We start from the raw sequence: 17,044 nt of genomic DNA, 5'->3' as shown, positions 1-17,044 counted from the left end.
TTTATTATCAAAGACTTACGCGTCGCAGTGCAAGGCGGTTTGTACCAGTCATCTGTACCATATTTTGCACCGTGCGTTCAGGATAGGTCCGGCTCGCGCGGCCAAAGCGGCGGCGGACACCAGCAGGCCGACCGTGGGGCACAACAACGAGGGAGCGGCCTCCGACGTATTTCTCAGCAGACCGCCCCAGCCACCTACCGGGTCGACAACACTACACCGCGGTGAGCAAGTCTTTCAAGAACGGGAATTCCATGCCGCATACGTCTTCAATCTGTTGTCTGACGTTGGCATGCATGGCCTTGTCGTGCGTACAGACGGTGAGGTAGTAATTTTGGCCTTCATGCTTCGCATAAATCAGCCACTCACCGGCAAGCCTGTTTTCATCGTGCAGGCGCAGGTAGTTGCCGTGCACGACGTCAGACGCCAGCGCCGCTAAGTCTTCCGCCTGCACGTAGCGAACCACTCCGACGGCTTCGGCCTCTTTCACGCGCTGTTCGAACAGTGGCATCCCATGAATGTCCATTTCGCGCTTGATGTTCTTTGCCAGCGAAGGTAGGGACATGACCTGGTAATGCTTGTGCCAGAGGCCTTTGAGCGGCAGGTGGTTCAGTTGGCTACCCGGCTTGAAACCGCTATTCATGCCGCTTTCCAGCGCCTTGATTTCGCGGATGACGCATGACGGTTCCATCACGCCGGCGATTGATGCCGCAAATAGGTTCAGGACCAGCAGCGCGCTATAGCGCCCCGGAGCGATGGTATCCAGCCCGGTACGCGGGATGAAGGCCTCTACGTCGTTGGCGTGCCTGGTGCCGTCCTGGTCGTGGGCTTCTATCTTCCAGCGGCGGGTCAGGGCGGTGGAAGGCGTTTCGGGGGTACCGATGGCTTCAGGAATCGTATTAGTCATATGGTCCCTGTCGGGAGTAGCGACGAGCCAATGTAGCATCAAAACCAAGTGATAAATGCGCCGCTCTTCCCTCGGCCGCAGTACCGCCCGATGCGATGGCCGTCGGCGCGAAGCGCTGCAAACTGCGTCTCTGCCGAGCCCCCGGACCGAATGGCCGAGGCTGCGGGCCACCGTCGAACTGCTGGCCTATGCATTTCGCATCAGCGCCTCTGTACAAAATCCTCCAGTGCTTGAAACTCAAGTTCGCGCGTCAGCTTCTCGTCTGAGGACGCTATCTGGCGAAGACTTTCGTTAAGGTCGGGCGGAGCGAAACGATTTTTGTCGATGACCGCGACCAGAAGTGATAACGCTGGTCCTGGAAACCGCTCGCCAATTTTCTGCGCGTTCATCTCCTTGAGCATCTGGTAGGGATACGAAATCGGCTTGAGCCATCGCTTGACGGTGTCGAGGGCATCTGGAAACTCCCTGTCGGCGGCCACTGCTATCCTCGCAAAAATCTCCGGCAGTCGCTCGCCTGATGACGCCGGGGATTTCGGCCAGACATTTGCGAGATACGGGTGCACTGCCAGCGCCCAGTATTCACTGTGCCTCGCGCTAGCACCTTTCAATGCGCTATGCACTGCTTGTGCACTGGCATAAAGTCCATCGTCCGGCAGTGTCCGCACCGCCTTCTGCAGCTCTGACCGGCTGAAAATGTCTGTCGTGTCGAGTGCGGCAAGGGTCAGCATTGAGGCGTAGTTCACGCGGGCATCGCCAAATCGCTCGTATTGATGTGCCGACTCTAAGAACGGTGCCTTCAATTCGATGAGCAGGTCCCTGTGAAGTCGGGGCGCCCAAAGATAACCCGTCCACGCGGCATATGCCTCTCGGTCTGACTTCTGCCAGTTGAAAAGCGGGAGCAGATTCGCTTGCGCCCACATACGGTCAACCCTATAGAGTGCGACCACATTGGAAGCGAGGAGAGTTCGCCCGTGGCGGAAGCGATTGACCGCTGGGTCGCACAGCCGCGTGAAAATCGAGGCTATGGTCAGCGGCAGTCCTTGATTGTCTTTAAGCGGTTCGCTGAACCACCAGTTGAGGAGGGCCTGAGTGACCTGTCCGACGGGATTGCTCATTGACCGCATCACCGCGTCGTCGGCGTCAGGGAAATCGTCGGCCGGCAATCGCAGTACGCGCTCGCAGATGGAAACGAACGTTGCTTGATGTGCAGCCAGCTGCTTACCCACTTCGTGCAACCACCAGGCTGTCGCGTCGACCACTTCCGCAAAGACATCGTCAGGCATCGAGAGCACGCAGTTCGCGAGTCGATTCCACGTGCGTCGGACAAGACCGTCATTGCTCCATGTGCTCAATGCTTCTCTCCAGCGCTCTTTTGGCCACACGTGACGCGCAGCGAGGTCAAGCAGGGCGACAATCGCAACGGGGGAGTCGGTACGGCACAGTTCTCTCCAGTCATCCTCCCTGAAGAGCGCTCTTTCGGGCTCCTTCTGGAGCCAGGTTGTCAATGCGCTACGCTGTCTGGGTGCGATGTCAATTTGGGGCTGGAAGTGATAGTCAGGGTCACCGGTACCGCTCATCCAGTGAGCAAACTCTTCCCGCTCGAAATCGCCGCCAACCTGCCATTGCGGATACTTGGCCTCCAGTTCAGCAAGCCGCTCCGTCGCACCTGCGATGACAGCACCACCTCCAGCTTTGAACTTTGCGAGCCGCAACCACTGCGTCCGCTCAACGATTTCGTCCCAGCGTACATCGTCGATGTCTTCTTTGAACATTCGCCGGGGGGGACCAGCGAGGATTGCCTGTTGCAGGCGTGCCGCTGGGTGCAGCGTCAACCACTTTGAGCTGGTTGCCAAAAGCCGCATCGTCTCCCGCTGTGTTTCGGTCGACCATAGCCACCATGCGTCATCTTCCAGCAGCCACTTGACCCAAGCGCCAGTCGACTTGTCACCTTCCTCGCGTGCCGCGTTGAGCGCGAGTCTCATAAACGTCGGATACGGAATCTGTCGCAACGCATTCATGAGGTCGTGTGCTTGTTCCGGATTGGACTGGAAGATGGCACTCCAGGAATCTCGGACAAGTTCAATCAGAAGGGTCCAGTCTTTGTAGTGTCGGTTCTGCCAGTGCTCAATGATGGAAGGCATGTGCCACATGCTTGAGTCACTATGTTCATTCGCTTGCCCAATTTCTCTCATCAGGTCTAGCACGTCACGGAGCGCTTCGCATGCAATTCCAAATAGGTGCGGAAGGGCGTTTTGCCATTGCAGCGAACCCCTGACTTCCTCCATCGCGGTCCGCAGATGGTCCTCCGCCAGTACAACTTCGGCACTCACAAGATGTCGGAGTTGTTGTTCGTGCTCCGCATCGACGGGCGTTTCACTCTGGAGCCGGAGTGGCTTGCGGAGAATCACTCGAGCACTCAGGAATTGCTTGAACTGCAAGCGCAGCGCAGTGGTCATGCCATCGCGCAGGAAGTGCCTCACCCACTCGAAAATATGAAAGTCCATATTGGCTGACCCGACGCGGCCCAGCAGAACCAGGTTCCACAACGTGCGCATCGCGGGTCGAGGAATGCCATTCGGCGAGTCATCCTTGAACCGCTTAATTTCCTCAGTGCTCTCTCGGTCCTCCATCTGCGCCGTTTCTTCAAGCCTGGTGCGGACTTGGGTGGCAAATTGCTCGCTGAGGTGGCCGCCGCGACTGGCAAGCCAGAGGAGCAGTTCTGGGGCGTCGAGATATCGCACCAGCCACAGGGCGAGATAGGACATCACGCGGTCCATGGGGCGCGGGTTGGCTCCGTGGCTGACGATGCTCATCTGGGGCGCTAGACTGTACGGCATCGGCCGATGTGCCAAGCTGAATCTTAGTTTCGAGTCGACCTCTTTGTCCGGCGCAACGCCGAATCGGGAAAGGTCTGTGTGCTCGAACCGCGTGTCGCAAAAGTGCGGAAGCCAGTCCAGCGTCGGCGCGGGGGAGTGTTCCGCAAAAAGTCTCGCAGGCGTTCCATCGGGCTCACTAAAGGCCCATAGCATGCGGCCGACTAGGTCATCTTCGACCGTGCTCGCGAGTGGGCCTGCAAGGATGCAATCCTGGACGATTTTCCCTTTGCCACGAGCTCCTGCGCTGTATGTGTTTTCCCAGGCACGGATGGTCTTGTGAAGGTTGGAATGGTCCTTCGTTTCTTTATACAGCAGTGGCACGACATTCTTTGCCCGCCATTCCCGTGAGGCCTTGTCATGAGACGCCTTTGTTCCTGCATAGGAACCGAAGGCAAACATCTCCGGAGATGCTTCTCCGCGTAGTCGGTCGGCGGCTAGAGCATCCGTCATATAGCGGAGCACAGGGTCGGCCAGACTATAACCGACGAAGCAGACGACATAGTTGCGAAAGAGTTCGCTCACGAAGCGTGCGGCCCATCTTTCGGTCAAGTAGGCAAGGCCGAAGTCGCCGCTTGAAATGACTAGGCGGTCGAGTTCATCACTGGTAGGGCTCTCGCTCAGGAGCCCATGCAGATACACAAGTCCATTCCATCGGTTCTTCGGGACCGGTAGCAGCGGAGCACAGAAGGGCTCGAGCTTCAGACCGTCGCGCGCGATGACCTCTTCAAACAGGCGGTCGAAGTTCGTTGTGATGAGCCGCGTCGACCCCTTCCTTGTTTTTGCCAGCGATAAAAGCGCGCGATGCGTGGTGAGAGCGTCGCGAGCCGCTAAATCGGGCGTCAGGACTCTGGCCATTTCGCGGCGAACTACCTCTCTGCTCTCGAGTTCGTCTTCTAGTAGTCCGACGGCAATGTCGTACTGTTGGTTAGTGATGGCGGCTTCTTGCACATCGTTCGGAACTGGCTGCAGTGAATCGTACAGCTTATTCACGAGACTCTTGAAACCTGGTAAGCCAGCGGGAAACGAGATGCCCGCGCCACAAAAGAACACGACCCGGCCTTCCTCATGCGCTAGCAGAAGAGTCTCGGGGATGGTCGGCCCATTCTTGATGAACTGCACTGGTTTGTCTCTCAGAGGTTATATCAACGCTTCCTGCATCAATCTTATTTGCGCTCCAGGCGATTGGCGGCCGCGGAAATCTATCTGCACAGGCTACCCGCGCAGGCGACACCCATGTGGTGACTTCCCAAAAGCGCTTGGCACCGCGCGCGAGAGCAGATGATACTGCTCGGTCACCATTTGCTGTTAACTGCTGGCACATCCAACGTCCGACAGAACAGCTGCCCTCGGTCCTTGCCGAGTCGCATGTCGTTACCGTGGGCCTGCCAGTCCGAGCAGCCAACCCGCGGTTTGTGCGCAGTCGCCTAAGTCAAGTTCGAGACTTGTCTTGAAAATCGAGGCGATTAGGCTTCGCACACCTGCCCATAGCCGTGGGCGGGCCCGTACGACACATTGCGATTGGGAGCATCACTGTGACGCATTTGAGACTCGTGGCCGGGACCGACGTGAAAGGATGCTGAGCATCGCAGACAAGCCGCGCCTGGTGTGGCTCGGATACGAGCTAGTGCGGCGACCGGAACGTGGCCGAACGGCGTGGACCTGGCGTCGTCCGTCAAGCGAAATGGCAGAGCACCATGCGCTCATCGCTGAATACACCAACAAGCGCAGCGTCAACTTTCTGGGCGGGCTGCTGCAGACTGCACCGACTGCAACCGGGGCTATGCCAGATGCATGAGTGCGCTTAAAAGGCACACTTCGGGGCGACTCGCACGCGCATGTAGGACTTCGACGTCGGACTGAACCGCCCCGGGTTTCCCGGAGACTATTTTGCTTGAGTCATGCCACGGCGGCAGACCCAGCGAGATTTGCATAATAAGCGGCTTCGGCCTGCGCGGGTGGAATGTTGCCGATGGGGCCGAAGAGCCGACGATTGTTGAACCAGTCCACCCATTCGAGCGTCGCCATTTCAACGGCCTGCAGATTGCGCCACGGTCCGAGGCGATGGATGACCTCTGCCTTGTACAAGCCGTTGATCGTTTCAGCCAGTGCGTTATCGTAGGAGTCGCCCACGCTGCCCACCGACGGCTCGATGCCCGCCTCGACCAGCCGATCCGTATAGCGGATCGATACGTATTGCACGCCGCGGTCGCTGTGATGGATCAGCCCGTCCTGCTGCGCCGGCTGTCGTTCGTACAAGGCCTGCTCCAGTGCGTCCAGAACGAAGTCCGTGCGCGCCGAGCTCGACACGCGCCAGCCGACAATGCGTCGGGCGAACACGTCGATGATGAACGCGACATAGACGAAGCCCTGCCAGCTCGATACATAGGTAAAATCTGAAACCCACAGCGCATTGGGCCGTTCGGCCGTGAATTGCCGCTTCACCAGATCCTTCGGGCACGGCGTCGAACCATCGCTCACTGTCGTACGTACCGTCTTGCCCCGCACCACGCCGCGCAGGCCCATCTGCTTCATCAGCCGCTCGACCGTGCAGCGCGCCACGACAATGCCTTCGCGCTTCAATTGCGTCCAGACCTTGTCTGCGCCATAGACCTGGAAGTTTTCTTCCCACGCGCGCCGGATCTCATCCTTGAGCATCCTGTCACGCTGGGCCCGCGGCGGCACCAGGTCAGGATTGGCGCGGCGAGCCACATGGGTGTAGTACGTCGACGGTGCGATTGGCAGCACCCTGCAGATCGGCTCGACCCCGTAGACGTGCCGGTGATCATCGATGAACGTGATCATCACTTCGGTCGGCGGTCGAGCTCCGCCTGTGCGAAATACGCTGACGCCTTGCGCAGGATTTCATTGACCTGCCGAAGCTCACGTACTTCCCGCTCCAGTTCCTTGAGCCGATCCTGCTCCTGCGTACTCGTGCCCGGGCGCAAACCCCGATCCCGCTCCTCCTTGCGCACCCAGCTACGCAGCGTCTCGCCCGAGCAGCCAAACTTCGCCGCAATCGACGCGATCACTTTCCATTGCGATTCCCGGTCGCCTTGATGTTCCAGCACCATTCGCACAGCCCGCTCACGCACTTCCGGCGAGTATCTTGGGGATTTCTTCTTCGTGTTTTCCATAGCTCCATTTTCTCAAGAAGTGGAGTCTCCGGAAAACCCGGGGCGGTTCAGACCGAACGACGTTCAAACGCAGGCGCAGCGTTGGATTTCGCCAGTGATTCCCCGGTTGGCTTCCCGCTTGCTTGCTGACTGAATGCTGTACAGAGTCGAGCGCGACACGCCGAACTGGCGGCTGATTTCGCCGACCGACATGTCACTGTTCTTCGTCATCGCCAGCGCGGCTTTCCGTTGCTTCGCGTCCAGCGCGGGCGGCCGACCACCACGGCGACCGCGTGCCCGGGCGCCTTCAAGGCCCGCGAGGGTGCGCTCGCGGATGAGTTCGCGTTCGAACTCAGCGAGCGCACCGAATAGGTGGAAGACGAGCCTCCCGACGAAGCCGCCCGTGTCAATTGACTCCTTCACAGACCTGAGCTTCACGCTGCGCTCGTCGAGTTCACCGACGATGCGGATGAGGTCCTGGAGATTTCGCCCCAGCCGGTCCAGTCGCCAGACGACGAGGGTGTTGCCCTCCCGCAGCGCCTTCAGGCAGTGCTCGAGTTCCGGCCGTCGGCATTCTTGCCGCTCGCCGTGTCTTCATAGATGGTTGTCGCGCCCGTTTCTTTCAGCGCATCGCGCTGAAGGTCGGGGTGTTGATACGCGGATAAAACTGAGCCACTTCCGCTAGAAATTTGCATCGAAAATTGACCTACATGTTCAACTTCCTGCTTGGACGCCAGGCAGGAGAACGGAGTGATATCTTTCCAGACGAGACGTCATTGAGCAGGGGCTTTACCTGATGTCCAAACATGCCCGACTGAGGGCATGCTGACCGTTCGTCAAGCGTATGAAGGTCTGACGCCGTAGCCTGAAGTCTGATGCTTTTTACCTGTAGCTACCACGCATGTATGCCTCGTACCTGTCGAAGGACTCATCTTGTCGCAGGTGAGCGTAAGCCTTGAGGACTGTCTCTAGACGGTCATTGAGAAGTACCGTTACGGTCAGGAAATCATTGGGATGCTTTCGCAGATAGTCGGTGGCGACCAGATGACGAAAAGCATGCGGTCCGAAGCCGGGCGTCTCAGGGACTAGGCGTTTCATCAAGTTGGCGACGTGCGTGTTTTGGGTCTGCCACTTTTCGCCCTTGTTGTTGGGAAACAGCCAGATGGCACGCGGGTTTGACTGAACTAGACGGGGACGGTACTCTTCGAGATACTCCTCGATGCGAGGACTAAGGTCGCGCGGTAGCGGCGCGTCGTAGGCCTTCTCGTTAGAATGCCCGTCGTTTTTGAAGTCTCCCGGCGCATTAAATCGAATGCGCCATTGACCGTCTTGTCGTCGATACAATGCCCCGGCATTGTCGTTTCTCCAGGTCATGGTGACGTAGTTACGATTGCGCAGCGGATTCGCAATAAGCATCGACAGCAGCAACGCATCTCGCTTGGCTTCTGCTTCGCGACGGCCGCCCGTCGGCGCACTGGCCGCCTGCCGGTCCAACTCGCCAATTGCGCGAAGAATCGGTTTCAAAGGCTCTGAGAGGTCAAGCAACGCCTGTATAGGTTCGGCAGGGTTGCGCGAGAAGCCCTTTGCGTCATGCTTCCAAGCCGTGCACAAGGTGTGTGTCTCCTTGCACATGGTCTGCCAGGCTTCTGCGAAGTCAACGGGCAAGCACTCGAGAAAGGCCGGCTGCTGGGACAGATAGCCGGTGACAGGGTGAGTGACGCTGCCGGCCAGGTTTGCGAATGCGGCGTGCCCACCGTGCTCTAGCCCGTCAGAGCGTTCCGTGAGGAACTCCAGAAACGCGTCCACTGCGCGGGGTACAGCAAGCCATGCGAGTGTTTGTGCTTTTTCAGGTGCGCAACCGAAACCGCCGTCGGCTGCAGGTCGGGCAAGGAAGCCAAGAAAGCCGCGCAATACATTGAAATTCAAATCGGCGGTTTCGCACTTCCGGCCCCGCTTTTGCGTATATTTCGAAGCTGGTACTGCGACCTTGTCATCAGGCAACAGTCGCCATTTGCCGCGTTGTGACCGCTCAATTTGCGTATGCTTTGCTGTCTTGTAGTCGAAGAATGCCTGCCATTCCGCAGCAAGGCTGTCACCGATGTCGGCAGGTTTGAGCCGAAAGGCATCAGCGCAGCGCTTCCGGAGCCTGGTCCGATACGGTATCTCAGCGCGTTCGTTGAATTCTGTTGAGGCACTAGCTGGATGGCTATGCGATGGAATCAAACTTCGTAGGGAGTTGTCCTCCAACCCAAGGCACAGTTCAAGCCGGTGCACTGCAGGGAGGTCGCGACGTTCCGGTTCGGCTCCCTTAATCCAACGCTTTAGGGTCGCAGTCGAAGCGCCGGCGCGTTTGGCCAAGTCCACGGGGTCCTCACCAATGGCCGCGATGGCATGCCGCAACGCGACGTTGAAACTGCTGCGCTCGCCGACCTCAGTGCTGCCTGATAGCGACTGACGATGGCCGGCCATCATCGATTGCGCGGCATTTCGCCACGCTCCCAAGTGACTTCGTCTGTCAGCCTTCGTATGCTCGGACGTTGCAAGCGAATCACAATACGATTTGAGCTTCGCGTCGAAGTCGCCAAGCATTTCGCGGCCGACAACCGAGTCCAACGTCTTGCCATTGAAGGTGAGGTAGGAATTCAGCGTCGATAGTCGGTTTCGCATGACTTGCGAAACCGTTGCATCGGTAGCTGTCTGCACGTCGTGTTGTTGGTGAATCGCTTTTTCTCGCGAGATGAGTTCGTGATAAGTGAGGGTCATAGGCTGTTCGTTGTGCCCCCAGCCTTTCGCCAACGTGCGAGCATACTCGTTATCGGTATAGGTCGTGTGATAACGAACATTCTCTAAGTCATTGATTACACGTGAAACGCTCATATTTCCTCCATGCACAGGATTTGCAGTCCGGTGCTCAGAGTTTCGTTACGTGCCAGGCGGGGGCAGGGTTAGTTACCGCATGTATAGCCTCGAGGTTTAAACGCGAGCGCGGACATGCCCGGAGGGGCCGACTGTCAATTGCGAAGTGGGGAATCCGTTACGCGCATCCGAAGCATCGCGGCTGCGTTAGGCAGCGTGGCCGACACGTGCGGCTGCGGATTCGGTCCTGTATTTCGCGCCTTATGCGTGCGCCGCTCGTTTGTAATGTTCGAGCCCGATGGCTGGGGTGCCGACGGCCACTAATGCATCAGAGTTCGCCGTGATGGCAGCTAGTCGGATAAAGACGGTTCGCGACAGGCTCGGCGACCTTTTCCTTACCCATTGAATGTAAAGGAGGTTTCCGTATGTTGCCGCCGTCATATGCTTGGAAGGCAAATGGGCAGCGAATCGTTACACCGTTAGACTGGCAATCGCGAAGCGTTTGCGGTCCGATGTATAGCCAATAAGCTGAAAAGTTTTAGCTTGCGACTCAGATATCAAAGGAATGGCGCTCAAGTGCGCCAGTAGGCGGAAATCGATACCAATAAAGCTAACGTCAGGATGTTGTGGTGCGAGCGAATGCAGAAGGCTGCAAGCAGGGATAAAGTCGGTTCGCTACCTTTCAAGAAAAGCTCTTTTCGATATTGAAGAGAGTCTGACTGAAAAGACTTTTAATTCATGGTTTGACGTTTTGGCGCGAGAACCGTTTCTGCCACCGCGTCGGCGGCGCGCCGCCCAAAGTGCGCGAGGATTTAAGACGGCATGATTGCCAGAAGAGAAACGTGAGGGTCCTCACTGCCGGAGGAGCTTGGTCGATAGTCCGCTTAAGTTCGTGCTTTTTAGAGGAAGGCTGACTCTGGGTGCCGCCTCGCATTGTTTGCTGATTAAGCGGTGTACTGACCGCGAAGCCACATCCTGCTGCCACGTTGCCGCCCCCGCGCTCGCGGTAACTGTCGGAACCTTGCCAAAGTCGCTTGTATTGCAAGCGCGCCGGGCCATGGCAACGAGCCACCGCAACTAGAGCGTCGAGATTGGGATTTGCTTTCGCAAGTGAACGGACGCTATTTCCGAGCGGTTGCCGTTCGAGTCGGGGAATCGCCATCCGGTATCTCCTCGCCGGCAATTTCCAGCAACTCGGAAGGGTCCACGTTAAATGCCTCCGCGAGCAGGTAGATATTGTCGAGCGAAACATTCGTCTTCAACCGCTCAATCTGGCTGATGTAGGTGCGATGCAGCCCCGCGCGGTCGGCGAGTTCCTCCTGCGAAATTTTTTGGGCCGCGCGGAGTCGTTTGAGATTTTTGGAAAGGCGGCTCCGGAGTGCCACTTGCCCAGCCTTTAGTTGTTGGTTCATGGAACCAGAGCATGGCGGAACGCACCGTTTGTATCTACAGTCGTTGTGTCGACAGATTTTACATCTACATAGTTTACATCTACAGACTTTGCATCTAGACTGTCCTTGTTGAGGTTCGCTGAGTGACCTCACCCGAAGCACTTTTCTAGGCCGTGCGGCCGCTTACAGTGATTGCGACTTATTCATGAGCTACGGTTCGCGTTCCCGCGACCGCTCCCACGCCCTTGAAACGTTCACATTAACCCTCGATGGTTCTTGAAAAATTTCTTGCGAACTTCCGAATGCCACCAGCGTTATCAATGTGCGTCATCGAGTGGCGCGAGCGGGTTCTGAGGGGGCGGCCGACACTGCGCGCCGTTAAGTTTTTTTCAACTCAACAGCCTAAGGCGGGAGGATGGAATTCCGAGGCGGTGGATATGGCAGAAGTTCGAGATTGGAACCCAGCGCGGAGCGCGCACAAACGACTCAAACAGCTACAACAGGAGCATCGCTCGTCCGACTTTCGGCCAATGCCAGCTTTTACGTGCGGTATTCCCACGAATGTGGAGGCGACATGCCGGAAGCCGCATTTTTCACAAGGTCATTCGAGCGGTGCGCCGTGAATTTCGAGCGATTGCAGCGAACAGTACGTTGCGCTGGTCGCTGGGCAACTGGACTTTGAGGGACGGACGTGCATGAAAGTCAGTGAACTTATTGAGCAACTCGTCAAGGCCGACCCGGACGGCGTTGTAATTTACCTAGACTCGTATGCAGACGTCGACGAGTCCGATGAGATTCGTGAAGTCTTCGTAGATTCAGACTTGTGGACGCACGAGACGGGGTTGCGACATGGTGAGCGCTATGAAGTCCGCTATCCGAGCGACCCGGAGTCGGCCGAAAGCGAGACTCACAAAATAACATCTCAGTTGCTCGAGCACGTTGTCGTTCTATCCGACGGACCAACCAACCTCAGATACGTGACACGGTACCAACCGAGCGAGCGTGAGCAAGTACTCGTTGAACGTGCGCTTGCCAGTCATAGGTGGGCGCAAGCATTCGGAGGATATGCTCCATCGAGGCTGGTCCGAAAGTGGACTAGCGAAAATCCGATTCCGACGAACACAGATTCGTTTGCTGAGCGAAGAAAGCACAGATTCTTGGGAATTTCGAGATTGAGCAACCGTGGCCTGATGACGGTGCCCCGCGCAGTCAGAAGTGCGCTCAGGTTGAGCGTGGGCACTCGCTTGTGGTGGTATTTCTCAGGCGACGGCTTCGTTTCTTTGAAAGCCGAGCCTAGCCGTCGTCTGCATAAAGGAAACAACCCGTGACCATGCCGGATGAAAGAACGAGAGCACTTCGGGAGGTGCGAGGCCTGCTTCTGCAGCTATCTCTGCTGCCTTCAGAACCCGATGACTGCGGTTTTCGCGAGTTAGAAGTGCGCGTCCGAGGGCACTACCCAGTCGGCGAAACCATACCGTTGATTGCGGAGCAGACGATATGGCTAAAGTGGCCCCAACCAGTTTGGAGAGATATCAAATGATGCGGCGCTGTCGTTCACCTGAGTCTCCGCGGGTTGAAGAATTGCCTGAGAAAGGGCGCGACGCAGTGACATCAATGAGCAATTCCAGCCTAAAATCGCTATTGAAATTGGGTGGTCCTTGGTTTTACGTGTGCTTCGGCTCGCGCGAAGGCAGGGGTATGGGGGACGGATTTGTAGTGCAGACATATTCAGACCTGTACAAGTTGCTGACTGAAGAAAGCGCCGATAAGACTGAGGCAGATGTGTATATCTGTTCGAAGGAAAGAGGGGGGCGAATGGCGTTGAGGCGCGTCGTCGCACTGAGGCCGGTGGGAAGCCCGAACATGCACGCGTTTGAGCTCGAAGATGGGCAAGTGGTGCTGTGGGTAGATGGGAAAACGAGTGCCACGGTCTACATTGAAATCGGTGGCCGCGTATCGTTGGTCGATTGAAAAAAGCATGAATATTGAGGCGCTTGAACGCGCAGCATCGAAGCAACTTTGAATGCGTTTGACGAACAGACAACCCTGCCGGTATCAAGGGTTGACATGCTGCGAGAAAACCTGACGGCACAGGCTCTATTGCGTGCCAATAGCCTTCTATCACGCGATGTATGTGCAGAGCAGTGACTATGAATGACATTGGCCATAGCGTCGGGAAGATGGAGAGGGACCGACACGTCTTGTTTTTGGACTTCGACGGAGTGATTCACCGGCTTGGAGCACTACGGACGCGGCGTGGAATTACAAGCGCCTCTCCGTCTATCAAACTGTTTGAATTCGCCCCCGTTCTGGCCGAATTTCTAGAGCCGTACGTTCACGTAGAGATTGTTCTGTCGACTTCCTGGGTACAGGCTCTGGGTTATCAGCGCGCGAGAAGGGCGCTTCCCGCGCCGCTTCGCGAGAAGGTGGTCGGCGCAACCTACCACTCCAAATATTTCGACGCCGGGACGTGGCCATCGACGCGGCGCGGGCTTCAGGTCCTGCGCTATGTCCGAACACACCGGCTGGTAAGGTGGCTCGCAATTGACGATGACATCAGCGGTTTTGGCGAGTATTTCTCTCACGTCGTCCAGTGCGACGAGAACCTGGGGCTAGGTGACTTCGAGACACAAAAAGCATTGCGGGTGCGACTGGCAGAGCAGTTTGAACGTCCCGATAGCAGGAAAAAATAATGCGAAACGTGGTTTTTCTTGATATTGACGGCGTGCTTCATCGCGGTATCGCTCGTCGCTCTGGAAACCGTGTGATGAGTAGTGCGCCCAACATCAAGCTGTTTGAATATGCTGCCGTGCTCGACGATTTGCTACGTCCATATCCGGATGTTGAGATTGTTTTATCGAGTGACTGGTCCATCGTTTTCGGGACCGAGTTGACGCGCAACACAATCCCGTCTCCAGGTCTGCGGGACCGCATCATCGGCGCGACGTTTGATGGATTCACGTTGGACCCAATTGTCTGGTCGGTCCTTCCACGTGGTGGGCAAGTTCTCGACTACGTTAGAAGGAATGAGCCGCTGCGATGGTTGGCTGTTGATGACCGTACGGACGGATTCGAAGCGCACCGGCACAGGCTCGTGCATTGTCAGACCGAAGTCGGTCTGGGCGACTCTGCTGTCGTTGAGCAATTCCGCGAGCGATTACAGCGATTCTTCGCAGACTCACCTCATTGCGACTCAAAATGACTGACGCGCGTAGGAGGAGGATGGATGCGGAACGACACATATAGACAGAGACCTGCAAGCAAATTGAGTCGAAGCTTAGAGAAGCAGCTCGCATCTGCAATCGACCACGGTCTTGCACCTGTTATCGAAGCGGTAACCCCGCGTTGCTACGTGGAGTTGATGACGACATCTAGCGTCGCAATTGGTCGCGCGTTTAAGCGAGCCGTTCGAGACGCAGAATTCGAGCGGCAACGAGAGGCGAAAGCACAGACGAAGACGTAGTCGAATTCGGGGTTAGCGAAGAGGAAACCCGGAATAGACAGAGGGTGACTTCGCAACCGTAGACCTCTTAGAAATATTTCGGCGGCTAACCGAAGCCAAAATGAGCGGCGTCTCGCGCAGTGTACTTTGTCTCACCTATGCTTCGTCCATCCTCGCCTCGTTTAGTAGGAGGCAGATAATTCTTTACCGCGACGATTGCTTTCAATTCATTTTCTAGTTGTGCCGTAAAGTCAGTCCTAGTGAGAACGCATCCGTCTTCGCAATCGAAGACAATAAGAAGGGGCTCACCAACCTCAATATGTGCGTCGAGGATGGTTTCAGCGTCTATTCCAATCAAGCCATCGTTCAGCATCAAGCATGGATGGAGCCCATACCACAACGTGGCGACGCCCACACAAACGTCGTTGGAACCGTCCATCAAATCACTCATGCTCATATTGGGCAGGCTAACGACAATGCAATCCTGACCGTCACAATGTGGAATAGATTTTAGAATGGTCCACGCGGGTGTGACGAACATATCGACTTCGTCTTCCATGGACTCCGTACAGTCGTCTATCAAACCTAGTACTTTTTGAATGATTTCATCGTTTTTTAGCGGTGTCACGTCATAAGTTAGTGGTAGTTCTTGGTTTTTCATGTCTTGGAAAATTCGATTTGGATAGACTCTGGTAGTGAGGACGTGAATGCGCAAGCATGGCAACGTGGCGGAAACGGTGTTCAAATTGGATATGGAATCGCTTCGCCACGTTGTTGACTAGTTAGCGTCCGGGTGTCCACACGTAATCGGAGTACGCGGTGGCTATGCGGCACTTCTGCGCAAAAAATTTGTTGTCTTTGGCGCTGTATTCGGCTTGGTAGCCTTGACGCTCCAACGCCGCAGCGACACCCGCGGTATGAGTCAAGCAATAGTTCACCTTAGTGCCAGCCGGTACACTAATAGCACCACTTATGGCGCCAGAGGTGAAAGTCTCGATTGCTTGGGTAGTAAAGATATCCGACGCCTGAACAGCTCTAACGGGACGAAGTAATTCGTCTTTGTCGATTTTCCGCATCAAGGGAATAACAAAAAGATGCGTCTCTTTGCCGCTCAATGCTATAGAGACCGACCCATTGGTATTCCAACTATCAATCGCATTCGAGACTGCGGATTCTGCTGGGTCAGCCAACCACGACACAAGCACATCGTCAAGTCGAATTGCGAATAGAAGCATCGGCGTGCGAGGGCCATCGATGACAAGCGTAGCAAACCTTGAGCGACGCGCGTTAGCGCAGCTGCGTGGGTCGAAATCCACGGCTTGTTCGAGAACGATTCCACGGAATCGTTGGTCGGCAGAGCCGTATTCGGTTGCCGGCAGAATAAGACCGAGTGGAATGTCAGAAGGCGAATTTCGTTTTGTGGAGGTCGTCATTTTAAATAATCTCTGTCAATACGGCGGAAGATGTGAGATGAGATTATCTGTATGAGGCGTATAAATCAAGGTTTAAAATGAGAATTTTCAAAATCATTAGTGGAAGTTTAATTATTTATATTTAACCGTGAGGGATTTTAAATATTTGAATGCGCGCAATTTATTGAGGTGTTGTACATAGCGGTCTGAGCTCCGTCCGAGCCGCCCGAGCCCGGCGAAAGAATGAGGCATACACTTTAAGGACACGAGATGACCAAAGCGCCGTTGAAAATCGCGTTTTACGATGGGGAATTCTCCGGCGATGTTGGAGAGCTGGCACATTTGTGCGACGTCGAGGGCTGCGTGACGCCGTATGACAGACCTCCTTACCACACCCTTGAAGAGGTACTACGCATGCTGGACCTGTGCGAGGAACGTTACAGCACTCCTTGCCCGAATTCGGGCGCCATGACCGTCTTTATTGGCCGCAAGAAGGGCAATGAAGTGTCGCCGGTCGCGCGACTGGATGTGTATGCCAAAGATGGGTACGTAAGCGCGAGCGTTGTCGGCCTGGGGCCTCGGACAGATACCACACCGACGCATTTCGGGCCGGAGGATGGTGCTGTCACGATTGCGAGGAAAGTCCTCGCCGCATATCTCCAGCTATGAAGCAATGATGGCATCGAGGCATCGAGTATGGTCGCAAAACTCCGAGTGGCGGATACGCTTGCGTCGACGCCGGGGAGTCTATCGTGGGGAGCTGCTATCGCCTGCGAGGTTTTGCCAACGAAGGGGGGTATATCTCACGCGCGTCTACTAGAACTAGGGCGACGCGGAGAAGTGTTTTCGGTCGTCATTGACCACCAGCGGTACTTTTCTGCAGTGCTGGCCGAGGGCTCGCTCGACCAACGTCGGGTCGAAAAGATACTCAGACGCCTGTCGGCTCGTACGACGGCGATGGCGAAATACCTTTTCGTGGTCGGACGCAGAGCTTCGTTGGGCGACAAGAGCCCCGGTGCAGTCGCTTCGGCGTGGGAAACGCTTCCGAAT

The 17,044-nt window shown here is 56.3% G+C and carries 12 protein-coding genes and 1 other annotated feature; of the genes, 4 read left to right on the top strand and 8 right to left on the bottom strand.

The window, feature by feature from the left end; genetic code table 11:
• Positions 1–211 precede the first annotated feature (211 nt).
• From QFZ94_RS25050 to QFZ94_RS25025, 6 genes are all read right to left on the bottom strand, one after another.
• Positions 212–904 (bottom strand): hypothetical protein, encoded by a 693-nt coding sequence (locus tag QFZ94_RS25050; protein WP_429460317.1) that lies wholly within the window; start codon positions 902–904, stop codon positions 212–214.
• A 200-nt stretch (positions 905–1,104) separates the two neighbouring features.
• Complete coding sequence (gene dsr1 / locus QFZ94_RS25045) at positions 1,105–4,899, bottom strand: anti-phage defense-associated sirtuin Dsr1 (RefSeq protein WP_429460315.1); 3,795 nt, start codon at positions 4,897–4,899, stop codon at positions 1,105–1,107.
• A 777-nt stretch (positions 4,900–5,676) separates the two neighbouring features.
• A protein-coding gene (locus tag QFZ94_RS25040; protein WP_429458928.1) for an IS3 family transposase occupies positions 5,677–6,914 on the bottom strand; the annotation gives its coding sequence in 2 pieces (ribosomal slippage) (positions 5,677–6,611 and positions 6,611–6,914; 1,239 coding nt in all).
• Positions 6,508–6,624, bottom strand: a sequence feature (AL1L pseudoknot). (Overlaps the previous gene by 117 nt.)
• A gap of 63 nt (positions 6,915–6,977) precedes the next feature.
• The gene (locus tag QFZ94_RS25035) at positions 6,978–7,430 is read right to left on the bottom strand and encodes a recombinase family protein (protein WP_429461918.1); all 453 of its coding nucleotides are present in this window, start codon (positions 7,428–7,430) and stop codon (positions 6,978–6,980) included.
• Between the two features lie 345 nt (positions 7,431–7,775).
• Entirely contained in the window at positions 7,776–9,770 is a 1,995-nt protein-coding gene (locus tag QFZ94_RS25030; RefSeq protein WP_429460313.1) for a site-specific integrase, read from the bottom strand.
• A gap of 1,100 nt (positions 9,771–10,870) precedes the next feature.
• Positions 10,871–11,161, bottom strand: a complete 291-nt coding sequence (locus QFZ94_RS25025) for a helix-turn-helix domain-containing protein (protein ID WP_429460311.1) — start codon at positions 11,159–11,161, stop codon at positions 10,871–10,873.
• A 1,593-nt stretch (positions 11,162–12,754) separates the two neighbouring features.
• Here QFZ94_RS25025 and QFZ94_RS25020 point away from each other — a divergent pair.
• From QFZ94_RS25020 to QFZ94_RS25010, 3 genes are all read left to right on the top strand, one after another.
• Complete coding sequence (locus QFZ94_RS25020; RefSeq protein ID WP_429460309.1) at positions 12,755–13,111, top strand: hypothetical protein; 357 nt, start codon at positions 12,755–12,757, stop codon at positions 13,109–13,111.
• A 179-nt stretch (positions 13,112–13,290) separates the two neighbouring features.
• A complete protein-coding gene (locus tag QFZ94_RS25015) occupies positions 13,291–13,833 on the top strand; it encodes an HAD domain-containing protein (protein ID WP_429460307.1) in 543 nt (180 codons plus the stop codon).
• Entirely contained in the window at positions 13,833–14,342 is a 510-nt protein-coding gene (locus QFZ94_RS25010; protein WP_429460305.1) for an HAD domain-containing protein, read from the top strand. The genes QFZ94_RS25015 and QFZ94_RS25010 overlap by 1 nt, the downstream gene beginning before the upstream one ends.
• Positions 14,343–14,688: 346 nt before the next feature.
• On the opposite strand, the gene QFZ94_RS25005 is transcribed toward QFZ94_RS25010, so the two are convergent.
• Positions 14,689–15,243 carry a hypothetical protein gene (locus tag QFZ94_RS25005; RefSeq protein WP_429460303.1) on the bottom strand — a complete coding sequence of 185 codons (555 nt, stop codon included), beginning with the start codon at positions 15,241–15,243 and terminating at the stop codon, positions 14,689–14,691.
• A gap of 121 nt (positions 15,244–15,364) precedes the next feature.
• The gene (locus QFZ94_RS25000) at positions 15,365–16,015 is read right to left on the bottom strand and encodes a hypothetical protein (RefSeq protein ID WP_429460301.1); all 651 of its coding nucleotides are present in this window, start codon (positions 16,013–16,015) and stop codon (positions 15,365–15,367) included.
• Between the two features lie 249 nt (positions 16,016–16,264).
• Here QFZ94_RS25000 and QFZ94_RS24995 point away from each other — a divergent pair, with 249 nt between their 5' ends.
• Positions 16,265–16,663 carry a hypothetical protein gene (locus QFZ94_RS24995; protein ID WP_429460299.1) on the top strand — a complete coding sequence of 133 codons (399 nt, stop codon included), beginning with the start codon at positions 16,265–16,267 and terminating at the stop codon, positions 16,661–16,663.
• Positions 16,664–17,044: the final 381 nt, after the last annotated feature.

Source organism: Paraburkholderia sp. JPY465, assembly GCF_050436725.1.
Lineage (GTDB): Bacteria > Pseudomonadota > Gammaproteobacteria > Burkholderiales > Burkholderiaceae > Paraburkholderia > Paraburkholderia youngii.
Note: the sequence above shows the minus strand (reverse complement) of the source record. Positions and strands in the feature narration are given on the sequence as shown.

Coding starts and splice junctions, on each gene's coding strand:
- QFZ94_RS25050 (WP_429460317.1), bottom strand. CDS start 904: ATGACTAATACGATTCCTGAAGCCATCGGTACCCCCGAAACGCCTTCC.
- QFZ94_RS25030 (WP_429460313.1), bottom strand. CDS start 9,770: ATGAGCGTTTCACGTGTAATCAATGACTTAGAGAATGTTCGTTATCAC.
- QFZ94_RS25025 (WP_429460311.1), bottom strand. CDS start 11,161: ATGAACCAACAACTAAAGGCTGGGCAAGTGGCACTCCGGAGCCGCCTT.
- QFZ94_RS25020 (WP_429460309.1), top strand. CDS start 12,755: ATGAGCAATTCCAGCCTAAAATCGCTATTGAAATTGGGTGGTCCTTGG.
- QFZ94_RS25015 (WP_429460307.1), top strand. CDS start 13,291: ATGAATGACATTGGCCATAGCGTCGGGAAGATGGAGAGGGACCGACAC.
- QFZ94_RS25010 (WP_429460305.1), top strand. CDS start 13,833: ATGCGAAACGTGGTTTTTCTTGATATTGACGGCGTGCTTCATCGCGGT.
- QFZ94_RS25005 (WP_429460303.1), bottom strand. CDS start 15,243: ATGAAAAACCAAGAACTACCACTAACTTATGACGTGACACCGCTAAAA.
- QFZ94_RS25000 (WP_429460301.1), bottom strand. CDS start 16,015: ATGACGACCTCCACAAAACGAAATTCGCCTTCTGACATTCCACTCGGT.
- QFZ94_RS24995 (WP_429460299.1), top strand. CDS start 16,265: ATGACCAAAGCGCCGTTGAAAATCGCGTTTTACGATGGGGAATTCTCC.